This window comes from Candidatus Odyssella thessalonicensis L13, from assembly GCF_000190415.1.
Taxonomy (GTDB): Bacteria; Pseudomonadota; Alphaproteobacteria; order Paracaedibacterales; family Paracaedibacteraceae; genus Paracaedibacter; species Paracaedibacter thessalonicensis.
The window spans coordinates 24,072-47,265 of the sequence record NZ_AEWF01000002.1 but is presented as its reverse complement, the minus strand read 5'-3'; the positions used below and the strand labels follow the sequence as shown (position 1 = coordinate 47,265).

Genomic DNA, 23,194 nt, shown 5'->3' with positions numbered 1-23,194 from the left:
AATTATGGCTTCCTAAAGGACGTCCGACATAGTATATATTTTATCATTCATTATAGCCATTTTTCTTGCATAAGTCACGGGCTTAGCAATATTTATATATTAAAAGAGTGGTGTTTATTTACTGAGATCACAATGTATAGCCTTGAAAACCTGTCTGAAGCCGACTTAACCAAGATAGCCGAACATTTAAGTCCTTTAATTTCTTCTCCCCTGCCGCTCTGTTTATGGGGTAACCTTGGCGCAGGAAAAACCACCTTTTGCCGCGCCTTGATCCGTGCTTTGTGTCCTCAAGTCACCGAGGTTCCTAGTCCCACTTTCACCTTAATCCAAGAGTATGAATCTCCCTTAGGAACAATTTGGCATTGTGATCTTTATCGCTTAGACATGCCGGAAGAGGCAGAAGAATTAGGATTAATCGAAGCCTTGTATCAGCATATTTGCTTGATTGAGTGGCCAGAACGCTTGGGGCATTTTTTACCTAAAAATAGGCTTGATCTTCACCTTAAAATTGGCGCAGACTTAAGCCGCAATCTTACCCTTCAGTGTCAAGGAGCTGTTAAAATTGACTTTTGTCACCTGTGAGCGTGAATCTTCACTGCGTGCGCTATTAGCTGAACACGGTTTTTCTCATGCTACGATATCATTCTTGGCAGGAGATGCTTCCCCTCGCAAATATTTCCGTTTACAGCAGGATAAAGGCACAGCCGTATTAATGGATACCCCTGTCTCCCAGCGGCCAGAGCAGTTTGTTAGAATAGCCAACCTTTTGAGGGAACAAGGATTTTCTACCCCTCAAATTATCGGACAGAATATAAAAGATGGCTACCTTCTCCTTGAAGACTTAAAAGATGCGACTTTTACAAAAGTTATCAAAGCCGACACCCAGCAGATGCCTCGGCTTTATGAATTAGCGACAACCACCTTGATTACCCTAATTCAAGCTTTTCCATTCAAACCTGATGATCTAGAAGACTATAGCGAGCAACAATTCTTAGAGGGCATCCTCTTATTCACGCATTGGTGTTTTCCTGCCTGTCATGGTTATTCCCTAAAAGCCGCCGCGCAACAAGAGTTCAAAGACTTATGGAGCCAGATCTTTAAAGAGCTCGACTCATTACCCAAGACAGTAATGCTGCGAGATTTTCATGTGGACAATCTTATCCATCTTGAAGAACGCTCAGGAATTCAAGCTTGCGGACTATTGGACTTTCAGGATGCGCAATGGGGCCCCATGGTTTACGATTTTATGTCTCTCATCGATGATGTCCGCATCACTCTTCCCTCGCCCATTGAAGATGCCTGCTGGACCAGTTACAGTCAGGCTTTTCCCATGTTTAAAAAGGGAACACGCGAGCGAGCCTTGGCCCACATGATGAGCACAAGCCGATTACTGCGTATTTTAGGCGTTTTCACCCGCCTCGCTCGCCAGGATGGCAAGAGGCATTACTTAAATTACATGCCACGCGTTTGGGAACTCCTCGATAAAAACTTAAGATTGCCAGAATTAAGCCAGCTGCACAATTGGTTTACCAAATATGTTAGCAAGCGTGAGGTTCTTCTATGATCAAGCAAGGGATGATTCTGGCAGCTGGGTTGGGCAAACGTTTACAGCCTTTAACCTTAACCACCCCCAAACCGCTTATCGAACTTGCTGGCCGCCCTTTAATTCAGTATGCTCTTGATCGCTATCTTGTCCGTCGTCTGAAAAAAATTGTCGTCAACACTCACTATTTGGCCACCCAAATGGCTGACTATTTAGCAGGCTGGCCTGTCATCATTTCCCAGGAGGAAGAATTGCTGGAAACGGGTGGCGGTATTGCTAAAGCTTTACCACATTTTAATGGTTATCCTTTCTTTAGTCTCAATTCGGACATTTGGTGGCAAGACAGCACCAATAATAGTCTTGATGCTTTAGAAGCGAGCTGGGATGAAACCACTATGGATGCGTTGTTGGTTTTGGTTCACCGCCAGAATGCATTAAACTATGATGGAACCGGAGATTTTCTTTGGGATGAGGCCACTTTAACCCCCACCTTCCGCCCCTCTGATACCCCAGCACCGTATATCTATACGGGAATTCAACTTCTTCATCCGCGCCTTTTTAACAGTTGCCCTATAGGCCGCTTCTCAATTGTGGAATTATATCAACGGGCAGCCAAAAACCAACGGTTAAAAGCTATTGTGCTTAATGGTGAGTGGTCTGATGTGGGCACGGTTACAGCTTTAAATACGCTGCGTCAGAGGTTAGCAAATGACTAAGGTGTTCACAATCCCATTTGGACAACCCTTCTTAGCCACCCTTGCTGATGGTATTCTGGCCCGTTTTAAACAAGATCCCCTCCTACTGGCCAAGACCTTAGTCATCCTACCAACACGACGCGGCTGTCTGGGGTTGAAAGAAGCATTTCAGCAGCGTCGTGATGCGCAAATTCTACCGCGTATTGTGGCCCTGGCTGATCTAGAACAAGAGCCGCAGGTACCAGGTTTTATTCCGGCACCGTTACCGCCGGCTATGCCATCGGTACAGCAATTAGGCATTCTCAGCCAGCTCATTTTAAAGAAGGAGCAAATATCAGCAGCAACGGCGTTGGCGCTAGCTAAAGAGTTAATGGCATTAATTGACGAAATCCATACCACTGATATTGATATTGAAAACCTGCAAACGTTGGTGGGTGACCACTTTGCCCAGCATTGGCAGATTACCCTCGACTTCTTAAAAATTATTACCGATTATTGGCCGGCTATTCTGGCAGAGTATCAAATGATTGAGGGCTCTCAACGCCGACGCGATAATCTGCGAATTTTAGCCCAGCAATGGCAGCCTAACTACCCCGTTATCTTAGCAGGGACCACCGCTACCCGCCCGGCCACGTCGGACTTAGCTAAGGCGATTCTGGACTTTCCCCAGGGAATGGTTATTTTGCCCGGATTCACAGCTCAATCGGAATCCTTACCCCCAACTCATCCGCTTTATACGCTGCATCAATTTGTGGCTCGCCTCGGTGTCACTGATGTTAAGCCGTGGCTCGAGGGAGAAATGCCTTACACCTGTCGCGGCCAACTGTTACAACAAGCGATGTCTCCAACCCTGACTTTACCTCCCCCTTTCACTGCTGCTGAAAGGGAAGAAATTACCAACGATGTCAGCATGGTTGAGTGTCGAGATACCGAGCATGAATCGCTAATTATTGCCTTAAAAATCCGCGAAGCTTTGGCAAAAGGAGTCGACTCAATTGTCGTTATCACGCCCGACACAGAACTGACGCGGCGCTTGCAGATTCAACTGAAACGCTGGCATATAGCCGCCAACACCTCTCAAGGAACACTTCTGAGCAAAACCGTAGTTGGTAGTTTTTTATGTCTTATAACTCAGTTCCGCAGTCTACCCACGGGGCGCCATCTATTAGTTTTATTAAAACATCCCCTCTGTTATCGTCATCTTGACCGCGGTGACCACTTAACCCGGGTGCGTCAACTCGATCTTACCTTACGCGGCTTAAAACAGCCTAATTTATTGGCCTCAAACTTTCTTAAAGAAGAAGACCGCCCATGGTATGAAGCCTTTTTAGAAGACATAGCTGCCCCAGATGCTAAGAAGAAAGAGTCTCTAAGCGCGCATCTGCAGCAGTTGCGAGAAATTGCTGAAACTCTATGTTTACCTGATAAACTCTGGGCGGAGTCCGATGGTCAGATGACCCAAGAATTTTTAACGGCAATAGCGCCCTATGCTGATGCTTACCCTCCGCTCACAGCCAAGGAATTCCGAGACCTCTTACCCCAATTAATGGACCAGTTTATGGTGCATGACAGGGAAGGAATTGGCAGTCCCGTTCGAATTCTCGGCGCCTTGGAAGCACGTCAAGCTTATGCGCCCTTGATGATCCTGGGAGGCCTAAATGAAACCACATGGCCTCAAATGACGGACCCCGATCCTTGGCTGAACCGGCAAATGCGATTAGATCTAGGATTACCAGATCCTTTAAGACGTATTGGCTTATCAGCCCATGACTTTTGTTTAGGGTTTTCTGCCCCCAAAGTTATGCTCACTCGTAGCATGAAAAAAGATGGCTCTGCCACCGTTCCCAGCCGCTGGTGGTTAAGGCTCGAGACTTTGCTTTCTATTCATAAAATCTCCATCGATTACGGTGACCATCTTAAAAGATGGGCGAGCATTCTTGATCAGCCAGCTAGCTTCACCCCTGCAAGTGAGCCTTATTTATGTCCCCCGCTGGAATGTCGTCCAACCCAGTACTCTACCACAGACATTGAACAGTTAATGCGTGACCCCTTTGGTTACTGTGCTCGGCGCATTCTCAAGCTTCGCAAATTAGAGCTCCCTGACCAGGATTTAAGCCCGCGAGAGTTAGGCAATTTGATTCACGAGAGTTTAGATACCTATCACCGTATGCATGGGCATTTAAAGGATTTAGAAAAACTCTTAGAGTGTGGCAAAGCTGCATTTTCAGCACATTTTCATGATCCCCATGTTCAGCATTTTTGGTGGCCCCGTTTTGTTAGTATCGCTGAATGGTTAATTCAGCAATGGCATTACCGCCAACCGGATATGATCTATACCGAAGTGGAAGGGATCCTTGAGCTTAATTACTGCCCTGAGGCGACAGTGCGCATTAAGTCGATCGCGGATCGCATCGACATTATTAATGACCAAGCGATCATCTTAGATTACAAAACTGGCTCGCTCTTAGCTGAAGGTGATATTGTCTTAGGCCTGTCCCCTCAGCTTGCCATCGAAGCGATTCTGCTGCAACAGGGAGGCTTTGCTCAAATTGGAACGAAAAAGGTTGCTGGGTTAGAGTATTGGTATCTCAAAGGGGGAGCCAGCGATAGCCAAATTAAGATCAACAAGAACCATGACACTTTAATTGAGAATGCCCAGCAAGGCTTACAACAACTTTTCACACATTTTCTCGTGTCGCGGGCCCCTTATCTTTGTGCACCTTGGGGAAAATCCAAATTAAGGAATCCTGATTATCTGCAGCTAGCCCGTTATGAGGAGTGGAACGCATGACGAACGTGATGACCAAGCCTATACAAACTGCAATTTTTCCCCAGAAGCTTGCTGCTGCCCCTAATGTGAGTGCGTGGGTTAGCGCCTCTGCGGGGACAGGGAAAACAAAAGTTTTAACGGATCGCCTCTTAAATCTTATGCTAACAGGCCAGGACCCAGCAAAAATCTTATGCTTGACCTTTACCAAGGCGGCAGCAGCTGAGATGCAAACCCGTCTCTTCCAGCGCCTAAGCGAATGGGTACAGATGAGCGATGATCACCTGCACCACAGTTTAGAGCAATTATGGCAAGATCAGGTCACCTCGGAGCTGAAAGCCCGAGCCCGGTGTTTATTCACGCAAATTTTGGATTTACCGGGTGGCATTAAAATCCAAACCATTCATGGCTTTTGCCAAACAATTTTAAGCCGGTTTCCTTTAGAAGCCCAGATTCCGCCCCAGTTCTCAGTTATTGATGAGATGACAGCTTCTCGCTTACTCCGCCAAGCTACGGCTAGAGTCCTACGCACTATGGCGCAAAGCAATTCAGACCTGCTGGGCCTGCTGGCTCTCCATTTTAAGGATCAGAAATTTGAGGAAGCGTTAGGAGAATTATTATCTCATCGCCGTGATCTTAAGCATCTGAGTCACTTTACGCTTGATTCTTATGCGCAACATTTACAAACGACTCTCGACCTTCCCGCCCATATGGAAGTGTGCTGTCCTAAAGCACGGGACCAATTTATTCTACAAGCTTGCCAAGACCATCTTTTTGACCGGGATGGATTGCAACAATGTTTACAATTGAAACATCATCCCCTTTTAGAGCAGTGGTTATGTTGTTCTGCAGAAAGCCGGGTCCAGCTGTATGAAGCTTATGCTCGGCTTTTCTTAACGGCTGATGGCTGTATTTCTAAAAGACCCGCCGTCAAGCACGACCAAGAGGCCGAGCGTATCTGGCGTCTCAATGACAGCCTTAACCGCCTGGAGATAGCGCAAAAATCCCTTATCCTTTTCTGTTTCGGATCAGCAATTTATGACTGTTATCAGGAGCAAAAAACTGCCGAGGCAGCTCTTGACTATGATGACCTTATCGAGAAAACCATTGAGCTGTTAACCGACCCTAGCCTCGCCGCTTGGGTTTTATACAAACTCGATGGTGGCATTGACCATATTTTGATTGATGAGGCTCAGGATACCAACCCTGCCCAATGGGAAGTTGTTAAAGCATTAACCCAAGATTTTTTCCGGCCCGATAAGATCTATCGGACATTATTCGTGGTCGGCGATTCCAAGCAATCTATTTATAGCTTCCAAGGCGCCAACCCCAATGACTTTATTCAACTTCGTCATTATTTTGCTCAGCAAACTCAAGCCATCGGCCAAACTTGGCGCAGTGTCGACTTGTCGGTATCCTTTCGCTCTGCCCCCGAAATTTTAGACTTAGTGGATCGGGTATTCGCCGATCCAGAGATGCACGCCAAAGTGCTAGCAGATGCCAATGTAATCCATGTGCCCTTTCGTCAAGAACAGCAAGGAAAAGTTAGTTTATGGCCAACCGTGGTTAAGGAAGAGTCGAAAGAAAAAAGTGAATTAACCCCCTGGACCTTATTGTTAACACGACAAGAAGATACCAGCATTGAGCAGCGGTGTGCGGCACACATTGCGCAACAGATAAAACACTTGCTTCACTCGCAAGTGGTCCTTGCTTCCACCAACAAGCCGATTCAACCGAAAGATATTTTAATCCTTGTTCGCCAACGTTCAAGTTTTATTTGCCAGCTCATTCGTCAGCTTAAGCAATATCATATTCCTGTGGCCGGTGCCGATCGGTTTCTACTTAATGATCACTTAGCAGTGAAAGATCTTTTATGCTTGGGACAGTTTCTACTGCAGCCGGGCGATGACTTGTCACTTGCGACAGTTTTAACTAGCCCCTTAATTGGGATGAACCATGAAGACTTATTGCATCTGTGTTTAGACCGCCAAGGCAGCTTGTGGTCAGAGTTAATCCGGCATGGCACCCATCCCACTTACCAGGATGCTTATCTCTGGTTAAAAACTATTCTCGATAAAACGGACTATCTGTCGCCTTTTGAATTGTTCTCCTTTATCTTGTATGAGCTCGAGGGCAAAAAAAGGCTTATTAGCCGCCTCTCCCTTGAAGCTGAAGACGTCATTACAGAGTTCATGAGTTTACTCTTCAATCTCGAGCGCAAAGTGAGTCCTAGTCTAGAATTAATTCTGGGGGAAATACTCTCCCAGAATCATGAACTCAAGCGTGATAGTGCAGCCACCTCCCACAATGAGGTCCGGTTGATGACCATCCATGGCTCTAAAGGTTTGCAAGCGCCGGTGGTCATTTTGATTGAAAAATTCTCCTCAAGAACGCCGACCGCTGATGTCTTATGGCAGCATGATGCGGCTGGTAAATGCATCTTATTGCTAGCCCAGCCTCCCAAAGCCCAAGATATTGAGCTCACTCGCCAGTTGAAAGCAGCCACCCTGTGCAAAGATGAAGCGGAGGATAAACGATTACTTTATGTGGCCCTCACGCGAGCGCAAGATCACTTATATGTCTGCGGTTATGGGGATAAAGTTTCAAAAGATTCCTGGTACAACTTATTGGAAACAAAGGGTGTACAGACCGAAGCTTGGCAAATTCCCGAAGGCACTCTGCAGATGTCATGCTTAGCAGCTGACGGCCATTTTTCTGACGCTAATCACCTACCGGACTTCTTTACTGTTCCAGCTAATCTAAGCTGTCAGCTAGCCCCGATCAAAGACAAAGAGCCGGTCAGTGCTAAGGCTCACCGAGGGATTATTATCCATAAACTTTTGGAAATGCTCGCCTGCGTTTTACCCGAGCATCGCCCAACTGCGGGGCTTCATTGTGTGAACCAGCTAACATCTGACTGTTTGCTACAGAGGGATTGCTTAGAGACAGCCTTAAAAATACTGGGCGATCCTGATTTACAAGAGTTTTTTAGTGAGAATGCGGTGGCAGAATTGGAGATTATGACCTGCAATGGAGAGCTTGTGCGTTTGGATAACGTTGTTCTCGGCAGTCCGATTAAAATTCTTGATTTTAAGTCAGCGGAATACCCGCCAGCATCAGCTGAGCATGTACCCGCTAGAATTAGGCAGCAATTAGCAGATTATAGAGAAGCCTTAGCAACCCTGTATCCAAGCACGCCCATTGAGTGTTACGTCTTATGGACCACTAATGGACGGCTTGATCAAATACATCTGCACTAACAGAGTGCAGTGAATATTTATCTAATGCTAGAGAGTCTCATAAGAATGTTCACCATCCTCGCCTTGCTTAGTTTTTCTCTGTTGCCGGCCAATATAATTCATGTGCTTTTCAGCGTTTTTATTACCAAGTTCTTTGGCTTGACCATAAAGGTTTAAAGATTTATCGATGGGAACATCTTGATTCAGTCGGTAAATGTTAGCTAAAGCTACTTTTGCATGGCCAAGAGCCTCTTTACCTAAGGCTTTTTCAGCATCAGGAGAATCGCAGACAATCTCAAAATACTCAACAGCATCTGAATAGTGATGAATTTTATAGTAAGCTCGAGCCAACATATATGCCGCAGTAATACTGCCATCTTGGTCAGCTAGATTCTTATAAAGCTTTATAGCTTTATCTATGTTTGCGGTGAATGGCTGTCCAGGATGCCGCTCATTCTTAACCCCGTCTCCTCCTTCAAGATATAGATTAGCTAAATAATATTTAGCTTTTTGAGCTCCCACTCTTGCGTTCTCATCGCCGTGACTAGCCCAATTCTCATAAAGAGTGACGGCTTGGCTATAAAATTTTTCAGCCTCAAATAAGTCTACCTCGCCAGCTGTACCGTGTTGCCATATCACCCCTAAATACTTTGCTGCATCTGCATGCCCTTGCTGTGCTGCTTGCGACCAATAAAAGCGAGCTGTCTGAATATTCTTTTGTTTTTGAGCCTTATTAGCGGCCTGTGCATTATAATATTTAGCGCCTAACTGAAACATCTTTACACCGCTATGGTCAGCCACATTATCTTGCCAGTACTTAACTCCCTTACTCTCTCCAATGCCTTGGGCAGCGCGCACATTCTGATCTTCGACTCCTTGATTGCGGGGATCAAAGTCATTATCGTATCCCATATCTGCATTCTTCGGGGGCATATTTCTAAGATTAAAACCGTTGCCATATCCCTCCATGGCGATGAGATTGGTTGAAAACAAGCATACTGTGGTCAAGAATATCGACTTAATCATCTTACTTTCCTCTGGCTAATTAAAACAATAACGCCCTCCATTTAACCAGTCCAAAGTTAAAAATAAGTTAACATAAAATATTTTTAAAGTAATAATCCCATATTTTTTATTTTTATTATTCTGAGAGAAGGGAAAATATACAAATTTATGAGACAGAGATACCGTTAGTACATTCTTGATAAACGCAAAAACCAGAAATATCACTATAATTTTAGATTATAATCTTCAGTTGTACCTTAATTCTGTCCTGTGTAAGAGAGATCATTAAGCTGCAGCATCTGATAGAAGCGATGATCTTTTAAGCCTCTTCACTAACGAAGATATAAAAAGGCTAGATTTTGTGTATCTAGCCCTCGTGAAGCCACCTTAACTGCCATTAACAGTTAAGCTAGAAGTTTAAATGATTGAGAATACTCTTCTGAATTTTCAGCTTTGCTACTAATTAACTAGCCCCTAAAGCAGAGTAACGTCCCCCCTTATCCGCTGACTTTTTTGTCCTTGCCAACCGCTCTTTGAGAAGTTTTAATTTGGGCTGTATGTCTTTATTCCCTAATGCTAGAGCTTCTTCAAAAAGCTCAACAGCCTCCTGCGGCGAGCCAAGCCCTCTAAACCCATAAATATTAGCCAAGGCAGCTTTGACCTGGCTGAAGACTAAAGTTCCTAAGACCTGTTGAGCGGTCGGTGACTCGTTTATCTCTTGGAAATAAGGCATCGCTTCTTCATACAATTTATTTTTATAGTAAGCCCTTGCTAAATAGTACGTAGCTGTCAAGTCTCCTTGCTGAGCCATTTTTTCATATAGTGTAATTGCCTTTTGAAGATCAGGAGCCACTCCTTTACCGCCGTGAAGATGGATATTCCCTAAAGCGATTCTAGACCTTTTATCACCATATGCTTCTAAAGCTGAATGCAATTTATAAGCTTTCTGAGTTTGGTTAGTATGGCGATAAAGTTCAGCGAGATTATAGTTGGCGTCATACACACCTTTTTTTTGTGCTAATAAATACAGGTTTTCGGCCTTCACAAAATCAATCTTACCGCCTTTCCCCTTTTGCCACATCTCTCCCAATAGATTTGCCGCTCTACCATGGCCTTGCTTTACTGCTTGCTCCAGATAAGAGCGAGCCTTTTTAAGATTATCTTCTCTTAACTCAGGAGAACTGGTCTGCGCAAAATAGTAAGCATATCCCAACTTATAAAGTTGGTCACCATCAACTGGAGCTTGATTGTCGCTTGCTTGCTTCTTATTCAATCTAAATAGATTATCATTATTGCTTTCCTCATTGTTTTCATCAGGAGAAAAGTATGAAGGTTTATTCTGAACCCTCCAAGCATCAGCCTCCATGGCTGCAACTGGAATAGTAACTACACTCATCAATACTAATAGCCGGCAATTCATCATTTTGATCTCCGTAAATAACGATCAACAATGACGCCATTAAAACAGCTAGAAGTTAAAAATGAGTTAAAACCTTCCTTTTAATTTAATGCCCTTAGGGAACAGTCTGATTTAAGCTAGAAAAACTTTAGAGTTCTAGAGACTGACTCGTTAAAACTTGCCTCTTAGTCTACCCCAAAAGTCATGGTAACTACGATTTTAACCACCTTATCAATTGAGGATGTGTCATAAATACCGTAATCCGAGATATCGCTGCTATTGGGAGCAGTTACTTGGAAAACCCCTTGACGTGCATTCAACAATTTTCCTAATTGATTACCACTACTACTTGCAAACTGTTCGGCTCGTTCGCGGGCGCGCTTACTGGCTTCTGACAGCAATGACACTTTCAGCAGATCTAATTTATCACTTGGATAGTAGAACCATAATCGCCCTGAACTAACATTCAACCCTTCCAGGTTTAAAGCATTAATTTTTGCTGGCAGATCGGAGATCTTATGCACATCATTAGAAAACACTTCAATATCTTGTGATAATTTATAAAGTTCAATTTCATTTGTTTCAAAATGGCCATCCGCAGTCTTCTTATGCATTTCCTGACGGAAAACCGATTTTAAAATGATATCTTGTGGCTCGTACCCCTCTTTTTTTAAAAGCTCTAACGCCCTAGCTTTCACGTGTTCTAATTGCCGGTAAGCCTCTGTAGCCTTAACATTTTCTGCATAAACTGTGCCTTTCCAGACACCATTTTCTGAAACGATTCGCTGTTCAGCATAGCCTTTGACTTGAATGGAGCGTTGTGACTCTTTCACCTTTACATAGGTGGTAGCAATAATTGTGGTGCATATAACCGTTGCAATGCCAAGAGCCAGCCCGAATCCCAGCTGAGATAAAACTCCTGAGAACTTGTTAGGTTGTGACATGACTTTTCTCCTTTTTCATCTTCACTTAAGTTAAGTATGACACAATCCCCTGCTTGACGCCTATGCTTGATGAAACGCTTAATAAACCCTTAATTTTCCAGGACTTTTATAGATTTTATTCTTACCTTTAAAACTTCTAGCGCTTGCGAATCATCTAGACCTAAAGTTACCATTTTTAATAGGGACACTATAGCTGGGAGGGTGCCTTTATATATTCATATACATCTTCAACGTTTACTATTTTCTTACAAAGATATGAGAGTTATTATTTATCAAAGATTTTCTCGATAGCAATAAAATTATAAAAATAGCATGCCCCCAACTATTCTTTTTCTATCTAAGGGACTTAAGGTATATCAGTGCTAGCTAGGGAAATAATTTCACTACGGCTGACTGGGCGTTTGTGACCATTTATAGATCCAGCTCCCTGACAACGTTAAAGAATCACTTTAGATGACCCTAAAGTAGAAAACATAGAATAGCATCCACCCTATAACAGCAATTCTATAGACAGTTTCTAAGGGCCAATACTTCTGCAAAAAATGACCAATGACATGGATGAAGCACGTAACAGTAAAGAAGCGAGCTAAACGCGCAGGGATAGAAACAAGCAAGAATATGATTGGAGAAACCTTAAGCTGTGCAGCTTGAAGGGCAAAGAGCTTATACGGTAATCCTTGAAGCGGTCCCATCAGCATAGCCCCAATGCCCTGGGATTGCAGTTGATCATAAACTAGGCTCTGTAAGGCCGGATAAATTCCTGGCAGCCTATTAAAAAAATAACTAACACCGGAAGCATCTCGGCTTGCCCAATAATAAATCAGCAGCCCCCCTAGCACTGCCCCGGCCAAAGCATAAAGGCAAGCAATAAGCCCCTTCTTCAAAGAATTGATGGCAATGAGGCTCAGCCACACATCAGGGACGATAAAAAAGAAAGTTGCTTCACAAAATCCCCAGATTAAAGCGATACTATTGCGGATCACAGCTAGCTCGATTTAATAATACTTGAATATATCTCCATTAATACCCAAATCAGTTGCAAAAAGAAAGTTTTATCAATTTGGAACAGCGATATGGTCTCTATTTACCATTTAAAACCTTGGTTTCAGGGAAAACTGCGCCCAGCCACGAATTATTTAGCACGCCATGGGGTCACCGCTAATATGGTTACCATGTTGGCAATTGTTTGCTCTTTTGCCATGGGGGCTGCCCTGTTTTACTGGCATAACCACCCCCACATATTGTATGCTATGCCAGCCATTCTATTTTTACGGATGGCTTTGAATGCAATCGATGGCATGCTCGCCCGAGAGCACAATATGCAGTCAAAATTAGGAGCCATTTTAAATGAGCTCGGTGATATCCTTTCCGATACCGCTTTATATCTGCCACTGGCCTTCTTTCCGCAGTTCAACTGTTACTTAATTGTGGCGATTGTAATCCTAGCGGCACTATCGGAAACTGCTGGTATTTTGGGATGCCAGATTGGCGCCCGCCGGCGTTATGATGGTCCCTGCGGTAAAAGCGATCGGGCAGCCATTTTCGGCATATTATGCCTAGTGATCGCGGCCCAAGCTCCTTTAGGTGCTTATATGAACATCATCCAATCGATCATCGTTGTTTTACTTATCTTGACAATCTTTAACCGTATTTATGCCGCCCTAAAGGAAGCCCCATGACATTTTTCAGTAATCTTAAGCCTAATTTGTTTATCGCCATCAGTAGCATTTATGGATTACTCATAATTGCGGAGCTGGTACTTTTTGGTATTAACAACAAATATAAAAACTCAGACTTTTCTGAGCTGAGGGCGCGGATCCGCTCATGGTGGATTATGGTGACAATTTTTACAGTTGCCTTAACCATTAATCGTAACTTATCCCTTATATTTTTGGGAATTGTTAGTTTTCTAGCCCTCAAAGAATATTTTTCTATTATTCCAACGCGCCGTGCTGATCGACGCGTTATCCTTCTTGCTTATTTAACGATCCCCTTACAATATTACTTTGCCGCTATTGGCTGGTATGGAATGTTTGTCATTTTTATTCCTGTCTATATGTTTATCATTATTCCGTGCCGCATGATCCTAGTCGGCGAAACGAAAAACTTTCTTCATGCCACTGGCACCATCCACTGGGGCGTCATGACAACAGTTTATTGCTTAAGCCATGCCTCCTATTTACTGAGCATGCAGATAAGCAATTTACCTGCCGGTAATGCAGGCTTGTTATTTTACCTTGTCCTGTTAACTCAGCTCAATGATGTGGCGCAATATGTTTGGGGCAAGTTGTTCGGTGTCCACAAAATTGTCCCCCGTATTAGCCCCGGCAAAACACGGATTGGTTTGCTCGGAGGCCTGTTGACCACGGCCGTTACGGGGGCGCTTATTGCTCCTTGGTTGACGCCATTTAATATGCTGAATGGATTAGCTTTGAGTATTATCATGGGAATCTGTGGCTTTGTCGGCGATGTGAGCATTTCAGCTGTTAAAAGAGATATTGGGGTCAAAGATATGGGAAATTTGATTCCTGGTCATGGCGGTGTGCTCGATCGTGTGGATAGCTTAACTTTTACGGCCCCCATCTTCTTTCATACTGTTAACTACTTTTACGCTGCTTAATGGACCGCAATGATGATCGTCTTAAAATATTTATTTTGGCTGCTGATCGCTAAACCGATCACCCATTTTATCCTTGGCCTTAATGTGCGACACTTCTACCGTTTACCGGAAGATGGGCCCTGCATTATTGTTGCCAATCATAACAGCCATCTAGACACTCTGGTATTGTTTAATCTTTTCCCGTTGCGGCTGCTTCGGAAAATTAGACCGGTGGCGGCGGCAGATTACTTCTGTAAAAATAAAATTATAAGATGGTTTTCAACGCAAATTATGGGAATTATTCCCATCCATCGCGGCCGTATCATCAAAGGGTCTGACCCTTTTGAGTTGATCTCTGCCAGTTTGCATAAGGGCGAGATTATCCTTCTCTATCCTGAGGGAACGCGCGGGGAACCTGAACAAATGCAATCTATTAAAAAGGGGATCCACCATCTTGCCAAGAAGCACCCAACTGTACCGATTATTCCCATATTTATGCATGGCTTAGGCAAAAGCTTACCTAAAGGGGAATTCATTCTCGTGCCTTTCTTTTGTGATATTTTCATTGGTAATCCTTTAATGTGGACAGAAGATGCTGACGCCTTTGTCGCCCATATTCAAGAAGCATTTGCTAACCTCGCAGCAGAGCATAAATTACCGCATTGGCAACATTAACGACTGTGTGAATTTAGCGAGCTCAAGCTTGCCAATCACAGTTTAATTAATTGTAAAATCGTGGCATACTAAACTATCAGAAAACAATTAGAATAAGAACCATGAACCCCTCTTTTATTCATCTGCGCGTCCATAGTGCCTATTCGCTGGCAGAGGGCGCTGTCAAAATAAAAGATTTAGTAAAAATCTGCCAGAAAATGGCGATGCCGGCCGTTGCTGTTACGGATAGTTGTAATTTATTTGGGGCTCTTGAATTTAGTATGGCTGCCGCAGATGCCGGCATCCAACCAATAATTGGCGCTATTTTAAACATCAGCCAAGATTTGCCGGACGATCACGTTGGCCTTCGCCCAGAGCCCGATAAATTGGTCCTGCTTGTTCAGGATGAACAAGGTTATACAAACTTGATGCGTTTAATCAGCGATGCATATACTCTAAGTCCTCATGGCATGGTGCCTCAAGTTTCCAAGGCGCACTTGGCTCACTACTGCCAAGGTCTAATCGCCCTGACAGCAGGCACCAAAGGAGAAATTGCTCGCCATTTGCTAACAGGCTCAATAGAGCAAGCGGAAGCAGCGCTAGAGTTTCTAGCGACGACCTTTAAAGATCGCCTGTACATCGAGATTATGCGTCATGGCATGATCGAAGAAGAGCAAATTGAGAGCTCTTTATTGGATCTAGCCTATCAGCATCAGATTCCGTTAGTGGCAACCAATGATGTATTTTTCACCACGGCAGATATGTATGAAGCCCACGATGCCTTGCTGTGCATTGATGCGGGGGTGGTCATTGCCACGGAAGATCGTCGACGCATAACACCCCATCATTATTTTAAATCGGCAGAAGAAATGGCTGAGCTGTTTGCCGATCTACCTGAAGCCCTTGAAAACAGTGTGCTAATTGCCCGACGTTGCCACTATCGCCCTTTACCGCGAAAGCCCATCTTACCCCCTTTCGAATCTCCCTCGGGTCTGAGTGAAGCTGAAGAGTTACGATTACAAGCCTCGGAAGGGCTAGACAAACGGTTAATTAACCAAGTTTACAGCGCTGAGCACACTGACGAGCAAAAGAAGGAAATCCGCGAAAACTATTTTGAGCGCCTGTATTATGAAATCGGCGTTATTGAAAAAATGGGTTTCCCAGGGTATTTCTTAATTGTTGCCGATTTTATTAAATGGGCCAAAAACCAAGGCATCCCGGTGGGACCAGGACGCGGTTCAGGGGCTGGGTCGCTGGTGGCTTGGTCATTGACAATTACTGACATTGATCCGATTCGCTTCAGTCTGATCTTCGAAAGATTCTTAAATCCTGAACGGGTCTCAATGCCGGACTTTGACGTGGACTTTTGTCAGGACCGTCGAGATGAAGTCATCTCTTATGTACGCCGCAAATACGGAGATGAGAAAGTTGCCCAAATTATTACTTTTGGTAAGTTACAAGCTCGCATTGTGCTGCGGGATGTGGGCCGTGTTCTGCAGTTACCTTATTCGCAAGTGGACCGCATTTCCAAGTTAGTGCCGAACAATCCTGCCAACCCTATTAACTTAAAACAAGCCTTAGAGCTCGAGCCTGCTTTAGAGGAAGCTCGGCGCACCGATACCACTGTTGAAAAGTTGATTGATATCGGCATGAAGCTTGAAGGCCTTTACCGGCATGCCTCTACCCATGCGGCAGGTGTGGTCATTGGTGATCGGCCGTTGTGTGAATTGGTGGCGCTATACAAAGAAGATCGCTCAGAATTACCGGCTACCCAGTTCAACATGAAATATGTGGAAATGGCGGGATTAGTCAAGTTTGACTTTTTAGGGCTAAAGACGCTAACAGTTATCCAGAAATCCTGCGAAATGGTTCGTCAGAAAGGGATCGATCTCAATATCTCCCATATTCCCCTGGATGACCGTAAAACCCTGGATCTGTTAACACGGATCGAAACGGTTGGCGTGTTCCAAGTTGAAAGTGCCGGTATGCGCGACGTCCTTAAGCGCATGAAACCGGACCGCCTAGAAGACTTGGTCGCGTTAGTGGCCCTTTATCGTCCCGGACCGATGGATGATATTCCTCGTTATATTGCATGTAAAAACGGAGAGGAAGAAATAACTTACCTGCATCCTGAGTTACAGCCCATCTTAGAAGGCACTTATGGTGTCATGGTTTATCAAGAACAGGTGATGCAGATTGCTCAGGTGCTCGGTGGCTATACCTTAGGGGCCGCGGACTTACTCAGGCGAGCTATGGGTAAAAAAATTAAGGAAGAAATGGATGCGCAGCGGGCCCTGTTTACCAAGGGTGCCGTTGAGCGTGGTATTGAACAAGACATTGCTCGCCAGATCTTCGATCAAATGGCTAAGTTCGCAGGCTATGGTTTTAACAAGTCTCACTCAGCACCCTATGCTCTCTTGACGTACCAAACAGCGTATTTGAAAGCCAATTATCCCCTTGAATTTTTTGCAGCGTCTATGACCTATGAAATGCAGAATACGGATAAACTGAATATTTTTCGTCAAGACATGCAGCGGGCAGGATATCCTTTATTCTCCCCAAATGTTAACAAATCGATGGTGACATTTGCAGTAGAAGGTGACGGCGTCCGGTATGCCTTAGCTGCCGTTAAGAATGTTGGCGAACACGGCATGGAGGCGCTCGTGGCTGAGCGCCAAAGTCGGGGCGAGTTCAAAGACATCCATGACTTTGCCAACCGTATAGATCCAAAAGGTCTTAACAAGCGTCAACTTGAAAATTTAATCGCTGCTGGGGCCTTTGATGACATTTATCACAATCGCGGTGAATTGTACGCCAATGCTGATGAAATCCTTAAAACAGCACAATTATGCCAGCAAGAAAAAAACAGCCATCAAGCATCCTTATTTGGGGCTACTTCTAACTCTATCATACCAGTAAACATTCGCCCCTGTTTGGATTTTGATCCCCTTGAAAAGCTACAAAAGGAATTTGAAGCTTTAGGCTTTTTCATGTCGGCGCATCCTTTAGATATTTATGGCGACAGCCTAGCCCGCATGGGCATTGTCCGCAGCTCTGAACTCCTTAATCAAAGTGATGGTTCTTCGATTAAGCTGGCAGGTGTTATTATTGTCAAGCAAGAGCGAGCTTCTAAAAGCGGACAGAAATTTGCCTTCCTGCAGTTATCTGATGCCCACGGCGTCTTTGAAGTGGCGGTATTTTCTGAAGTATTCACGCGGAGCCGCGACTTCTTAACCCCGGGCACGGCCATTCATGTCAGCGCTATTATTCGTTTTGATGGAGATGATTTCCGCATTAACTGTCAGACGATTGAGCCGCTAGAGAAAATGACTCAGGGCTCCTCGCAGGCGATCACCATTCATATTGACAACCGCATCAAAATTCCGGTGTTTGCAGCCATTCTCAAGAAAATCCCAGAAGGGCCTAGCCGTTTGTATGTGAAATTTATTCATAGCCCTGAAGTCTGTATTAAGCTGACAGGGTTTTCTAGCGTGGCTCTGACAGCCGAGAATCGTTCCAAGCTTCTCGGTATGGAAGGAGTCCGCAAAATTGAAGGATAATCATAGCAAGAGAATGATTTCCTTAAAACTCTTGTAAGTTTAATGTACAAAAATATTCATAATCAATTAGTTTTCAATTAAGAGGTTATAGGGAATAGCTTGTGGTTACCTCTCATACTTACTAAGGCTCTATCAATAATTTTTGCGGTCCTATTTGCCTTAGGAAGGATTGAGATAAACAATACTGGCATTTAAGACAGCAGCAAAACTTACCCAGAAAAAATAAGGAAGCAGTAGCCACCCTATGCCCGAGGCACGGCGACTTGACCCTATTAAAACCAATAAGGTTAGCCACAGCAGAATAATATCATAGAGGGCTAAATCAATGCGCTGATAGTAAAAGAAAAGCGGCGACCACAGCAGATTGAAGATGAGCTGCGTAAAAAATAGGAAAAAGAGGCGGCCTTTATTATTTTTATCCTTACACATCCTCCCTAAGGCAATACCTATACTAATATAAAGAACTGTCCAAACCGGAGCGAACACCCAGTTAGGGACGGCGAAGCTGGGCTTATTTAAGGCCGCATACCAGGATAAATCACTGATTTTAACCGAATAGCCTGATAGAAACCCCAAGCTTAAACACACTAAAGCGCCGATTATCTCCGCATAATAACATTTTACAAGGCTTAACATAATTTAGTCTCCAGAATTTTCTTTGTTATTGTAGGTATATGATAAGATTGCATTCTAGGAGAAGGAGCAAGTTTAAATATCAAGAAGAGTTTAGCGTGTGCTGACAGCCAGCTTTAGGGAAGATGGCCCCTTCAGAGGGAGAAATATCTCTAAGCACGGTAAAAGGGAAGAGTGTCTCTTTTCTTTAGGTGGAGGCAGAGAAACCATAAAGCAGAGGTTCTGGAGCAGAGTTTTAAAGCGCCCTGCTCCATATATATATATTAATTCTCACCACGAGGAGGCATTAGATTTCTTATAGAGGCTAGGCTGCCAGGGACAAAGGTTGTTGCCCCTGTATACCCGTTGGTTCTTGCTAGAGTTAGGGTGCCAGGGTACTTGTTAGTACTTCCTGAAGCTGGAGTATCAGTGGTGGTGACAGTGCCGCCAGGATATCCATTCGACTCAGCAAGATTTAAGGTACCGCAATTTAGTGTAGCTTCCTTAAATACAATACTGACGCCGTTAAAGATTAGAGTATCCACCTTCAGTACTTTTGCAGGATCAACGACCAGGGTTCCATTATTAAGGGCTAGAGTATCCAGCTTCGTTAGCTTTACAGGATCAAGGACCAAGGTTCCATTATTAAGGGTAATATTTCCAGGGTAAATAGGGGTGCTCGAAAGTGTTAGAATGCCTGTGCCACTTCCAGTTTTAGTAAGACAACCACAAGTGCCAGAATTCTTACTAGAAAATATTGAGGAATTAAATTCTTCAACATTAGAACGGCGGCCGAATGTTAGGCGTGCTCCTTCGGGAAGACTTGATTTTATCGCGCTCCCTAGATCTAATTTGAGTTCTACTTGCTGCGCACTGATGGCAGTTTTGGATAAGATCAACACTGCTAGAGTCAAGCTGGCTCTAAATAAGCCTTTAAAATTTATGCTATGAGAAGGAAAGGAAAGCTTAGACATATACTCCCACCATTTAAAAATAATTTAAATAAAATTTATCTTAAATCATTTATTTACAAATGTACAAGAGCTTCTAAGGAAAGAATTATCTTATAAGGATTTCAGTCGACCACCACCGCTTTTAAGTTTAACGTATGCTGAGGACGAACCCACGGTACGCTTGCGCGCACAACGGTTTTCGAGACCGCCCCGTTCAACCGCTCCGGCACCTCTCCTTATAGATAAGGTATACTGATTTGGCGGGGGTATTACAAGAATTTTATTGGCGGCGGTATCAAGTCTTACCTATCTAAAAGGTTGTTAATTTTAAAAAAGCCACCCAACAGAAACATTGGATGGCATAATTGTAAACCTTTTAACGCTAAATTACAGATGCTTTAATTAGCGTCCGCGAGCTTTAGCGATCTTAATACGACCATTAGAACCTGCACCGCGGCGATTAGCTGCCGATTTACGGCCATCCCCACTCCGGCTTTCTGAGAATCCCCAGCTCGGTTGACGATCCGACGTTTTAGGCCCAAACCGGCGCTTGCTTGAGCTTTTTTCAGAGCGGTAATCCTTAGGCGAATTCCCTAAAGAGCGCTCTTGAAATTTTCTTTCCGCTGCTGGTGCTCTTCTCTCATCGGTGTGAGAGCTAACATGAGCTGACCTATTTCCCATATCGCTCGTTGAGCTTTTTGAGCTTGCGGATCGGAAAGCAGGCTTACTTGCGCCCTGCTCGGCTGCTCTAGCTGGCCTTTGTGGCCTTTTTTTATCCGCGCCTTGACCTGGAGTGTTTACACCTTTCCAGTCGTCGGTGCGACGATTCTCGGTAGAGCGGCGTTGAGAAGAGTCAGAACGACGATTACGATTGGAACGTGAGCCACGGTCTTCGGAGGCAAAACCTTCCATGCTTTTGGCCCGATCATCCGGATGCATTAAGCGACAAATTGCGCGCCATTTGCCGGATTCATTGGCTGAGACAAAGCTAATTGCTGTTCCTTCTGCGCCCGCGCGACCGGTACGACCAATGCGATGAATAAAATCTTCCGGAGCTTGGGGGAGATCAAAGTTGACAACATATTCAATATGCGGAATATCAAGGCCTCTTGCCGCTACGTCAGTTGCTACCAAGACGCGGTTTTTGCCGCGTCGGAAAGCACTGATCACATTAGAGCGCCGGCTTTGACGCAAATCGCCATGAATCGCATCGGCCGTATGACCGCGATCATTAAGTTTCTTTGCCAACTTTTCCGTGCCAAACTTCGTTTTCACAAAAACGATAAAGGTCCCTTGCTTCTGATCGAGAGTGTTAACTAAAAGATCAAACTTTTCTGCATCTGACGTCTTAATAACTTCCTGGGTAATTTTATCAGCAGCCTTAGTAGTCGATCCGACTGATATCCGAAGCGGGTCCTTTAAGTAATTTCCTGCTAAGCGCTCGATCGTCGGCGCAATGGTCGCTGAAAACATTAACGTTTGACGGTCTGGATTCATATATTCGGCAATCCGTTCTAATTGCACAACAAACCCCATATCGAGCATCCGGTCTGTTTCATCCAAGACTAAGAAACCGGTACGGTCAAGCTTTAAGGTTCCCCGCTCCAAGTGATCATTAATACGCCCCGGTGTGCCAATAATCAAGCGGGGCCGATTGCGCAGTTGCTGTAACTGCTTACCCATGGAGTCGCCGCCGATTAGCAATGCCATCCAGATCTTACTATCGCGTCCCATGAAGGATCGCATCCCTTCGAGAACTTGCTGGGCTAATTCACGGGTGGGCGTCATGACTAAAGCTGTCTTGTTAGGATTCGCCATCAAATAAGCAATTAACGGCAAAGCGTATGCTGCTGTTTTACCGGTACCTGTTTGAGCCGATCCCAGGATATCTTTTCCTTCTAAGGCTAGCGGAATAGTCTGAGCCTGAATCGGAGTCGGCTTTTCAAAGTTAAGGTGTTTTAGGGAACGTAAAATTGCCTCGGGTAAACCAAGGGATTCAAAATTTTCCATTGTCTCTCTTTTTCTTCTGTGTTTTTAAACCAATGATTCTCTTGTGTGACGTAGAGTATAAAACAGTTAAATTTACTTTATGTCCTAATTTCAAAGGTAATTGCAAGCCTAAATCTTTAAGTGTTTATTTAGTTAGGCAGAATAATGTATGAGATAAGACGAGATACAAATTTAAGGGTTTACTCAGTCATTTAGTACAAGACATACTGATTCAAAACCACGAAATTTTTGTGGGGAAATTATATGAAAAAGTATAGAACCAACATCTCTTGTTATGGCGATTCCTACTTCAAAAGTCAATAGATTTAGCAAAATTAATTATCCAGCCCTAAAAAAGACAACAATAAAGCCGGTAAAAACGGAAAAGACTGTTCATTCCAATAACGCTGCCAGAAAATAGCAAATCCTACACCTACAATACCGACAAGAACAAAATAGGAGGGTAGATTGATCGGCGTTATTCGCAGCAAAAGAATCGGAAATAGAAGTTTATCTGCTTCTCCGAGTAAGGGCCGCTTGCTCAGATACTCTACTCCTGAAATACTGACCACAAGCAAAAAACCGAGCGCAGCTGAACCCCATTGCGGTTCTATTAAAGCATAGCCTAGCATTAAACCCGCAAAGGCTAGCAACAACGGCGTCGGTACCGACCGGTCACGACAATCAAAGAAAATGAGAGCAGCTCCAAGTATCATTAAGAGAGGCTTCATGCCCTTAAGATACCATAAGTTGCCTTTAACTGCCGGTGATGGGCGTGGCAAATGGCAACCGCCAAAGCATCGGCTGCATCAGCTTTGACCGACCCGGCCGCCGGCAGTAAGCGCTGAACCATTGCCGCTACCTGCGATTTATCCGCATGCCCTACCCCGACAACAGATTTCTTCACTTTATTGGCTGAATATTCTCCGACCACCAGGGAATGGATCGCAGGGGCTAACAACACCACCCCCCGGGCCATTCCAAGTTTTAAAGCTGAGGCAGCGTTAGCATTCACAAACGTCTCTTCTACAGCGGCTTCGTGGGGCAAAAAGTTTTCTATAATTCGTTGTAAACCGTCGTGGATTTGATGCAAACGCAGACATAACGGTAAAGATGAATCAGAGTGAACCACCCCATGGGCAACATGGGCCAGTCGATTGCCCTGACATTCAATGATTCCCCAGCCTGCGTTGCGCAGTCCAGGATCTAAGCCCAATATACGGACAACCGACATC

General features: G+C 44.4%; 18 protein-coding genes. 9 read left to right on the top strand and 9 right to left on the bottom strand.

Features of this window, described 5'->3' with window-relative positions; genetic code table 11:
• Nucleotides 1-132 precede the first annotated feature (132 nt).
• Genes tsaE through HMO_RS0103640 form a run of 5 tightly spaced genes read left to right on the top strand, consistent with a single transcriptional unit; the run spans nucleotide 133 to nucleotide 8,265 of the window.
• Nucleotides 133-582 (top strand): tRNA (adenosine(37)-N6)-threonylcarbamoyltransferase complex ATPase subunit type 1 TsaE, encoded by a 450-nt coding sequence (gene tsaE, locus HMO_RS0103660; protein ID WP_010298822.1) that lies wholly within the window; start codon nucleotides 133-135, stop codon nucleotides 580-582.
• Nucleotides 563-1,564 (top strand): aminoglycoside phosphotransferase family protein, encoded by a 1,002-nt coding sequence (locus tag HMO_RS0103655; RefSeq protein WP_010298819.1) that lies wholly within the window; start codon nucleotides 563-565, stop codon nucleotides 1,562-1,564. Before tsaE ends, HMO_RS0103655 begins: the two co-directional genes overlap by 20 nt.
• Complete coding sequence (locus tag HMO_RS0103650; protein ID WP_010298818.1) at nucleotides 1,561-2,259, top strand: nucleotidyltransferase family protein; 699 nt, start codon at nucleotides 1,561-1,563, stop codon at nucleotides 2,257-2,259. The genes HMO_RS0103655 and HMO_RS0103650 overlap by 4 nt, the downstream gene beginning before the upstream one ends.
• A complete protein-coding gene (locus tag HMO_RS0103645; protein WP_010298816.1) occupies nucleotides 2,252-5,029 on the top strand; it encodes a PD-(D/E)XK nuclease family protein in 2,778 nt (925 codons plus the stop codon). Before HMO_RS0103650 ends, HMO_RS0103645 begins: the two co-directional genes overlap by 8 nt.
• Nucleotides 5,026-8,265, top strand: a complete 3,240-nt coding sequence (locus tag HMO_RS0103640) for a UvrD-helicase domain-containing protein (protein ID WP_010298815.1) — start codon at nucleotides 5,026-5,028, stop codon at nucleotides 8,263-8,265. Before HMO_RS0103645 ends, HMO_RS0103640 begins: the two co-directional genes overlap by 4 nt.
• A gap of 27 nt (nucleotides 8,266-8,292) precedes the next feature.
• Here the strand turns inward: HMO_RS0103640 and HMO_RS0103635 are convergent, their stop codons facing one another.
• The 4 genes from HMO_RS0103635 to HMO_RS0103620 all read right to left on the bottom strand — a co-directional run bounded on the left by HMO_RS0103635 (nucleotide 8,293) and on the right by HMO_RS0103620 (nucleotide 12,575).
• Nucleotides 8,293-9,270 (bottom strand): tetratricopeptide repeat protein, encoded by a 978-nt coding sequence (locus HMO_RS0103635; protein WP_010298812.1) that lies wholly within the window; start codon nucleotides 9,268-9,270, stop codon nucleotides 8,293-8,295.
• A gap of 442 nt (nucleotides 9,271-9,712) precedes the next feature.
• Nucleotides 9,713-10,672, bottom strand: coding sequence for an SEL1-like repeat protein (locus HMO_RS0103630; RefSeq protein WP_083821235.1), 960 nt, complete (start codon nucleotides 10,670-10,672; stop codon nucleotides 9,713-9,715).
• A gap of 161 nt (nucleotides 10,673-10,833) precedes the next feature.
• On the bottom strand, nucleotides 10,834-11,592 hold the full coding sequence (locus HMO_RS0103625) for an SIMPL domain-containing protein (protein WP_010298807.1): 759 nt from the start codon (nucleotides 11,590-11,592) through the stop codon (nucleotides 10,834-10,836).
• Between the two features lie 449 nt (nucleotides 11,593-12,041).
• Nucleotides 12,042-12,575: a hypothetical protein gene (locus HMO_RS0103620; protein WP_010298805.1), complete on the bottom strand. Its 534-nt coding sequence runs from the start codon at nucleotides 12,573-12,575 to the stop codon at nucleotides 12,042-12,044.
• A 90-nt stretch (nucleotides 12,576-12,665) separates the two neighbouring features.
• On the opposite strand from HMO_RS0103620, the gene HMO_RS0103615 reads away from it, so the two are divergent.
• From HMO_RS0103615 to dnaE, 4 genes are all read left to right on the top strand, one after another.
• Complete coding sequence (locus tag HMO_RS0103615; protein WP_010298803.1) at nucleotides 12,666-13,271, top strand: CDP-alcohol phosphatidyltransferase family protein; 606 nt, start codon at nucleotides 12,666-12,668, stop codon at nucleotides 13,269-13,271.
• A complete protein-coding gene (locus tag HMO_RS0103610) occupies nucleotides 13,268-14,212 on the top strand; it encodes a phosphatidate cytidylyltransferase (RefSeq protein WP_010298801.1) in 945 nt (314 codons plus the stop codon). Before HMO_RS0103615 ends, HMO_RS0103610 begins: the two co-directional genes overlap by 4 nt.
• Nucleotides 14,213-14,221: 9 nt before the next feature.
• Nucleotides 14,222-14,866 carry a lysophospholipid acyltransferase family protein gene (locus HMO_RS0103605; RefSeq protein WP_029448348.1) on the top strand — a complete coding sequence of 215 codons (645 nt, stop codon included), beginning with the start codon at nucleotides 14,222-14,224 and terminating at the stop codon, nucleotides 14,864-14,866.
• Between the two features lie 101 nt (nucleotides 14,867-14,967).
• Complete coding sequence (dnaE, locus tag HMO_RS0103600; RefSeq protein ID WP_010298797.1) at nucleotides 14,968-18,405, top strand: DNA polymerase III subunit alpha; 3,438 nt, start codon at nucleotides 14,968-14,970, stop codon at nucleotides 18,403-18,405.
• A gap of 159 nt (nucleotides 18,406-18,564) precedes the next feature.
• Here the strand turns inward: dnaE and HMO_RS0103595 are convergent, their stop codons facing one another.
• The 5 genes from HMO_RS0103595 to ruvC all read right to left on the bottom strand — a co-directional run bounded on the left by HMO_RS0103595 (nucleotide 18,565) and on the right by ruvC (nucleotide 23,193).
• Nucleotides 18,565-19,041: a TspO/MBR family protein gene (locus tag HMO_RS0103595; RefSeq protein WP_010298795.1), complete on the bottom strand. Its 477-nt coding sequence runs from the start codon at nucleotides 19,039-19,041 to the stop codon at nucleotides 18,565-18,567.
• 260 nt (nucleotides 19,042-19,301) lie between these two features.
• Nucleotides 19,302-19,991, bottom strand: coding sequence for an autotransporter-associated beta strand repeat-containing protein (locus HMO_RS0103590; RefSeq protein WP_010298793.1), 690 nt, complete (start codon nucleotides 19,989-19,991; stop codon nucleotides 19,302-19,304).
• Between the two features lie 381 nt (nucleotides 19,992-20,372).
• On the bottom strand, nucleotides 20,373-21,980 hold the full coding sequence (locus HMO_RS13655; protein ID WP_010298790.1) for a DEAD/DEAH box helicase: 1,608 nt from the start codon (nucleotides 21,978-21,980) through the stop codon (nucleotides 20,373-20,375).
• Nucleotides 21,981-22,294: 314 nt separating this feature from the next.
• Nucleotides 22,295-22,690 carry a hypothetical protein gene (locus HMO_RS0103580; protein ID WP_010298788.1) on the bottom strand — a complete coding sequence of 132 codons (396 nt, stop codon included), beginning with the start codon at nucleotides 22,688-22,690 and terminating at the stop codon, nucleotides 22,295-22,297.
• Nucleotides 22,687-23,193, bottom strand: a complete 507-nt coding sequence (gene ruvC / locus HMO_RS0103575) for a crossover junction endodeoxyribonuclease RuvC (protein WP_010298786.1) — start codon at nucleotides 23,191-23,193, stop codon at nucleotides 22,687-22,689. The genes HMO_RS0103580 and ruvC overlap by 4 nt, the downstream gene beginning before the upstream one ends.
• Nucleotide 23,194: the final 1 nt, after the last annotated feature.